At 67.6% G+C, this 5,578-nt stretch carries 6 protein-coding genes; 2 read left to right on the top strand and 4 right to left on the bottom strand.

The window, feature by feature from the left end; translation table 11 throughout:
• Positions 1-122: 122 nt before the first annotated feature.
• The gene (locus JYJ84_RS27255; RefSeq protein ID WP_175220216.1) at positions 123-830 is read left to right on the top strand and encodes a dihydrodipicolinate reductase; all 708 of its coding nucleotides are present in this window, start codon (positions 123-125) and stop codon (positions 828-830) included.
• Here JYJ84_RS27255 and JYJ84_RS27260 read toward each other — a convergent pair.
• Entirely contained in the window at positions 791-982 is a 192-nt protein-coding gene (locus JYJ84_RS27260; protein ID WP_205185019.1) for a hypothetical protein, read from the bottom strand. The genes JYJ84_RS27255 and JYJ84_RS27260 overlap by 40 nt on opposite strands.
• A 205-nt stretch (positions 983-1,187) precedes the next feature.
• On the opposite strand from JYJ84_RS27260, the gene JYJ84_RS27265 reads away from it, so the two are divergent.
• Positions 1,188-1,670, top strand: coding sequence for a cupin domain-containing protein (locus tag JYJ84_RS27265; RefSeq protein WP_175220212.1), 483 nt, complete (start codon positions 1,188-1,190; stop codon positions 1,668-1,670).
• A 249-nt stretch (positions 1,671-1,919) separates the two neighbouring features.
• Here JYJ84_RS27265 and JYJ84_RS27270 read toward each other — a convergent pair whose 3' ends face one another.
• The 3 genes from JYJ84_RS27270 to JYJ84_RS27280 all read right to left on the bottom strand — a co-directional run bounded on the left by JYJ84_RS27270 (position 1,920) and on the right by JYJ84_RS27280 (position 5,340).
• On the bottom strand, positions 1,920-2,540 hold the full coding sequence (locus JYJ84_RS27270) for a response regulator (protein WP_043179870.1): 621 nt from the start codon (positions 2,538-2,540) through the stop codon (positions 1,920-1,922).
• 30 nt (positions 2,541-2,570) lie between these two features.
• A complete protein-coding gene (locus tag JYJ84_RS27275; protein WP_205189689.1) occupies positions 2,571-4,199 on the bottom strand; it encodes an ATP-binding protein in 1,629 nt (542 codons plus the stop codon).
• A 220-nt stretch (positions 4,200-4,419) separates the two neighbouring features.
• Complete coding sequence (locus JYJ84_RS27280) at positions 4,420-5,340, bottom strand: spore coat U domain-containing protein (protein WP_240647456.1); 921 nt, start codon at positions 5,338-5,340, stop codon at positions 4,420-4,422.
• Positions 5,341-5,578: the final 238 nt, after the last annotated feature.

Genomic DNA, 5,578 nt, shown 5'->3' on the forward strand with positions numbered 1-5,578 from the left:
TCGTGGGCCGCGTCAGTTGTTTATACGAGGCCGGTCCGGCGCCACGCGCCGCGACCGTGCCGGGCGACCCGACGGCCCGCGCCGTTCTCGCCCCGAATCCTGAACCTCAACCCGTCAATTCCATGCAAGTACTCGTCGTAGGAACCGGCAAGCTGGCCAGCGAGCTGCTCGGCGCGCACCGCCTCGATCCGGCAACCTGTCGCGTGATCCCCTGGTCGGACAGCGCGCGCAACGATGCGCAGCGTAGCGACGCCCGACGTAGCGACGCCCGAACGATCGTCGTGCACGCCGGTTCCGGCCGCGAACTCCCCGCCGTGATCGCATTCTGCGAAGCCACCGGATCGCCACTCGTCGAGTTGTCGACCGGCTCCGAGCTCGAAACCGGCTCGCACGCGTTCCCGGTCGTGCTGTGTCCGAACACGAACATCCTGATGCTCAAGTTCATGAGCATGCTGGAAACCAGCGGTCACCTGTTTCATGACTGCCAGATCAGCCTGACGGAGTCGCACCAGGCCGGCAAGACGTCCGTCCCCGGCACGGCCGTCGGGATCGGCCAGTCGCTCGGCGTGCGGCCGGAAGACATCCGCTCCGTGCGCGACCCGGACGTGCAGCGCAGCGAATTCGCGGTCGCCGACGATCAGCTCGGCCGCCACGCGATTCACCGGATCCGCATCGACGACGGTGCATGCAGCCTGCAATTCGAATCGCGTGTGGTGGGCGAGACACCTTATGCGGACGGCGTGTCGCGTATCGTCAATGCTGTCCGGCAGCACGAGCTCGAGAACCGCCGCTATTCGATCGTCGAGTTCATCCGCAACGGCTGGCTGTAGTCGCGGCGATACGCGGCGGCCAGCACGCGTGCATCGCGCCGCAGACGTTTTTTTTGCACAACGCAAGAAGCGGTTCGGTGCTGATTCCCGTGGATGTCGTCGACCGCCCGATCAGCGACATCCGGGCCGCCATGACGCTCGCCGACCGGCACCTGACCTCCCGCATGGCCGACGGGCGAGATCACGCCAGCCGGCTTCGCCGCCGCGGCCGCTCGAGAAATTCGACGAGCAATCGCCCTGCCGCATTCGCTGGTAAGTTATCGGGCGAGGTTCATTCGCCGGGAGGGGGCGCGAGTCACCGCTGACGTCGGCGCCTGAACCGCTACCGTCGCCATCCCCCCGAAAGGAGCGCAACCGATGACCCGCCCCGATTTCATCAAGCACTGGACCGAGCTCGAAGAACCCGACGCGCATTGCTATCGCGGCGATACCGAGCCGATGGCGCTGGATGCACCGCTTTCCGCCGAGCTCGGCATCACCCGTATCGGCATTCATCACGTGCGGCTTCTGCCGGGCCGGCGGACGTCCTATCCGCATGCCGAAAGTACCGAGCAGGAGTTTGTGTACGTGCTCGAAGGCAAGCCGGATGTCTGGATCGACGGCGTGCTGTACCCCGTTGTCGAAGGCGATTCGGTCGCGTTTCCGGCGGGCACCGGGATCTGCCACACCTTCATCAACAACACGCAGCACGAAGTCCGGCTGATGGTGATCGGTGAGCGTCCGCGCGACGACAACCGCATCCGCTACCCGATGAACGAGGCGTACGAGCTTACCCGCGCGGACCGCTGGGTGGACTGGCCCGACAGGCCGCTCGGGGACCACAACGGGATGCCGGACTGACGCGCGCGAAGATGCCCCCGACGGTCATCGACCCCGTGTGTCGACGGACGGCATAGGAGCGTCGCTGACGCTCGACAGCCAACCCGAGTGCATTGCCGAATGGTCACCGGTGGCCCGGCGCCTACCGTTCCCGACGCACACTTCGCCATTGCGCCACGCGCAAAAAAATCCCTCCGCCATCGATCCAGGCTGGAGGGCAAGCGATCCCGATCGTGCGGGATCGAGGCACGGGATGGACAGCCGGCCCGCTCAGGCCAGCCCGTTTCCCGACACGTAGAGAAACAGCTCGGCGTCGCTGCGGATGCCGAGCTTCTTCATCGCGTTGTGCTTCTGCGTGCTGATCGTCTTGATACTGCGGCCGTAGTAATGCGCGATGTCGGTCATCGTCATCCCGCTCGCGCACATCCGCACGACTTCGATCTCGCGCGGGCTCAGCGCATAGACGTCGTCGTTCACGGCCGTCGGCATCGGCCGCACGGCCGGCAGGAACGGCCGGCCCGCATACGCGGCGACGATCGCGCGCGCCAGGTCGGCCGCCACGCCGCGCTTGTTGAGCACGGTCAGCACGCCCGTATTGCAGATGTTCTGCATCAACGCCGGATTGTCGAGCATCGTCAGCACGACCACGCGCACCAGCGGAAACGCTTCGCGGATCGCCTCGAGCATCAGCAGTCCATCCGCATGCGCACGCCCCGGCATCGCGAAATCGGTCACCACGACATCGCAGTGCGTGCGCGCGATGCAGCTCAGCAGCGCGCCGGGCTCGAGGGCCTCGCCGACCACGCTGATACTCGTCTCGGATGCCAACGCATGACGAATGCCGTACAACATCAGCGGATGGTCATCCGCTATCACAACCCTGATACTCACTTTCGCCCTCCTTCGTCTCTCGCCATCAACTCAATGCCGCCTAGCGCCCGCTGCGCGTGCCCGTTCGCCGACGTGCGTCAGCAGATGATCCGTCATCTTCAATACTTCTGCTCCGACGTTGCCGATTGCCGTCGCCGAGCCGGACATGAGGGCCGCATGAAAGCGATCGAGCAAGCGGTCGATGTGAGGCTGCCCGAACAGCGCGTAGGTGCCGCGCGCCGCATGGCTCCATGCCTGCAGCGCTTGCTGGTCCCCCGCGTGCAGCGCGCTCGACAGCACCGCGCAGTCGGCGTCGAGCGACGCGCGGCACGCGGCGAGCACGTTCCGGGCATCGGCGCTGCCGTCTCCCGCTGCGCCGAACGCATCGAACAGGGTTGCGTAGTCGAGTGCCGTGGCGTCGAAGCCGCGCGCGTCGCCGGCATCGTGCGATACGCGCGGGTCGAGTCCATCGAGTCCATCGAGCACGTCGCGCAGATCGCCGGGCGTGACCGGCCTGCGCAAGCACGCAACCATGCCGGCGCCGGCCCAGCCAGACGCGTCGATGTCGGCGTCGGCCGACACGCCGATGACCGGCATGCGCGCGAGCCGCGGATTGCGGTGATCGCGCAACGCGGCCGCCAGCGCGAACCCGTCCATCCCCGGCATCCGGCAATCGGTCAGCACGACGTCGATCGGCATCGCACCCGTCTCCAGCAGATCGAGCGCCGCGCGCCCGTCGTGACGTTCGATCGCACGATGCCCGAGGCGGGAAAGTTGCTGCGCGAGCGCGATGCGGTTGACCTCGCGATCGTCGACGATCAGCACGCACAACGGCCGCGGGGGCACCTCTGCGCCCCCGCTATCGTGCTGCGAATCGGCAGCGGCAACGGCCGCACCGGAATCAGACGGGGTCGCACTCGCGCGGTACACCGCACCCGCACGTGCTTGCGCCGCCACCGGGCAGCGCAACGTCAACGCAAACGCCGCGCCAACGCGATGCGTATCGAGCAGCCGCAGGTCGCCGCCGAGCGCCCGCGCGAGCTTGCGCGAAATGGCCAGGCCGAGCCCGCTGCCTGCACCGCCATCGCGCTGGGTACCGGCATGCGTGACGAATGGCGTGAACAGGCCCGGCTTCAGCGCATCAGGAATACCCGGCCCGGTATCCTCGACGACGATCTCCAGCACGACGCCATCGCGTGCCTGCACGACCACGTCCGCACGCAACCACACCGCGCCGTGCGCGGTAAACGCGATCGCATTGCCGACCAGATTCGACACGATCTGACGCACGCGCTCGCCGTCCATCGTTACCCACGCGGGCACCGCACCGGCCACCTGCACCCGCAGGCGCAGCCCTTTCGCGGCCGCGCGCGCCGAGAACAACGCCGATACGTCGTCGAGCAGCGCGCGCGGATCGACCGCCGACGGCGCGATCGGCAGCTGGCCCGCGTCGACGCGCGCATGCACGAGGATGTCGTCCAGCAGACGCATGCGCCCCAACCCCGTCTCATCCACGAGCGCCAGCAGGCCCCGGCGCTCGTGCGCGGGCGCCTCGCGATGCACGACGTCGACGAGCGCGAGCATCGCCGCGAGCGGCGTGCGCAGTTCGTGCCCGGCCAACGCCAGCGCATCGTTCGACGCGCGCAGCGCTGCTTCGAGACGCAGCCGCTCGCGTCTCATGCAGGCCCACACCGCCACCCCCGCGAGGGCGCTGCAGACACATGAGGCAAACACCGACCATAGCACCACGGGTCATCTCCCTGCCGCCGAACCGGCGCGGTCGTTCGGTGTCACTTCACGCCCCCGGAACCTCGCCGGCATCCCGGTGGTTCGTCACTCGTGGTCATCCTCATCCTTGTCGTCATTCGGGGCGCCAACCAGGCATGCCTTCGCGCGCCCGCTAGTAGCGAACGTCGACGATCACGCTGTCGGTATAGGTGCCGACGGGCGGCGTGGCCTGGTCGTTGTAGATTCTAGCCACGTACGGCATCGTATTCACCGACGTTCCGTCCGCCGGACCGCTGCCGGCGACACGGTTGCTCGCCTGCCCCCAGACCGTCGCGCCGCCGCCGGCAAACAGGTCGTACTGAAGACGGTTCGCACCGCTCGCCATCTGCCGGCGCCCGTTGCCGGCCGCGTTGTTGCCGGGGCTCAGCCCGACCGTGTAGATCATCCCCTTCGTGCAGGTCAGCGCAATCGAACCGGACACCGGCTGGAAGCTCGACACGGTCGGCGCGGCGCCAAAGCTCACGTCCGGCGCCGTGATCGTGCAGTCGTTGGTGACGGTCATCGTGACCTGGAACGTCGATACGCCGCTGCCCTGGTCGCGGCCGAGGCAGATCCCGAGAATCCCGATCCCCGCGCAATAGTTCCAGGTCCAGTTGATCGTCAGCGTGTCGGTATAGACGCCCGCCGCGACGTTGCTGTTGGTGCTCGTGCGGAAATAGAGCGGCAGCGATGCGGCCGGCCCGCCGAAAATCCCGAGCAGGTTGAGCAGTGCGCCGCTGAACCAGTTGTATTGCTGCCCCCTGTTCAGCACGACCGAATAAGCCGAATCCGCGAAGATCGTGTACGGAATCGCATCGCCGGTCGGGCCGGTCATCTGGCCGCCGTTGGCCGACGTGATGGTGGCGTCGATCTGGTCGCCGACCTGCAGCAGCGACAACAGGGCGCCCGAGCAGGTCAATCCGCTGTTCGTCGTCGAGGTCGACTGCGCCTGGTTCAGCGCCGCGAACGACGTGACCGTGCCGAACGACGCACCGTTCGCCGGCGTCACCGTGCATCCGGCGTACGCGGCCGACGGCGCGAGCACGGCGGCCATCGCGGCCGCCAGCGCCCATTTCAAGATCCAGCCGAACTGTTTCATCCGTCCCCTCCCCTCCGTCTAGTTGCCGCAGCGCAGCGGCCCGATGCGCTGCATCCGGTCCGCGCCGGCGTCGGACGTGAACGTCGCTTCGCAAGTCCGGCCGCCCGGCAGCGCGACGTCCACGTGATTGATGTCCGACAGTCCTTCGAAATACGTCTCGCCGCCCCAGCCGACGAGCGCCGTCTGCCCCGAT

The sequence above is a fragment of the Burkholderia sp. LMG 13014 genome, from assembly GCF_905232215.1.
GTDB lineage: Bacteria > Pseudomonadota > Gammaproteobacteria > Burkholderiales > Burkholderiaceae > Burkholderia.

Bases quoted from the DNA above. Each gene is read 5' to 3' on its own strand.
- JYJ84_RS27275 (WP_205189689.1), bottom strand. From the start codon at position 4,199: ATGAGACGCGAGCGGCTGCGTCTCGAAGCAGCGCTGCGCGCGTCGAAC.
- JYJ84_RS27280 (WP_240647456.1), bottom strand. From the start codon at position 5,340: ATGGCCGCCGTGCTCGCGCCGTCGGCCGCGTACGCCGGATGCACGGTG.
- JYJ84_RS27255 (WP_175220216.1), top strand. From the start codon at position 123: ATGCAAGTACTCGTCGTAGGAACCGGCAAGCTGGCCAGCGAGCTGCTC.
- JYJ84_RS27265 (WP_175220212.1), top strand. From the start codon at position 1,188: ATGACCCGCCCCGATTTCATCAAGCACTGGACCGAGCTCGAAGAACCC.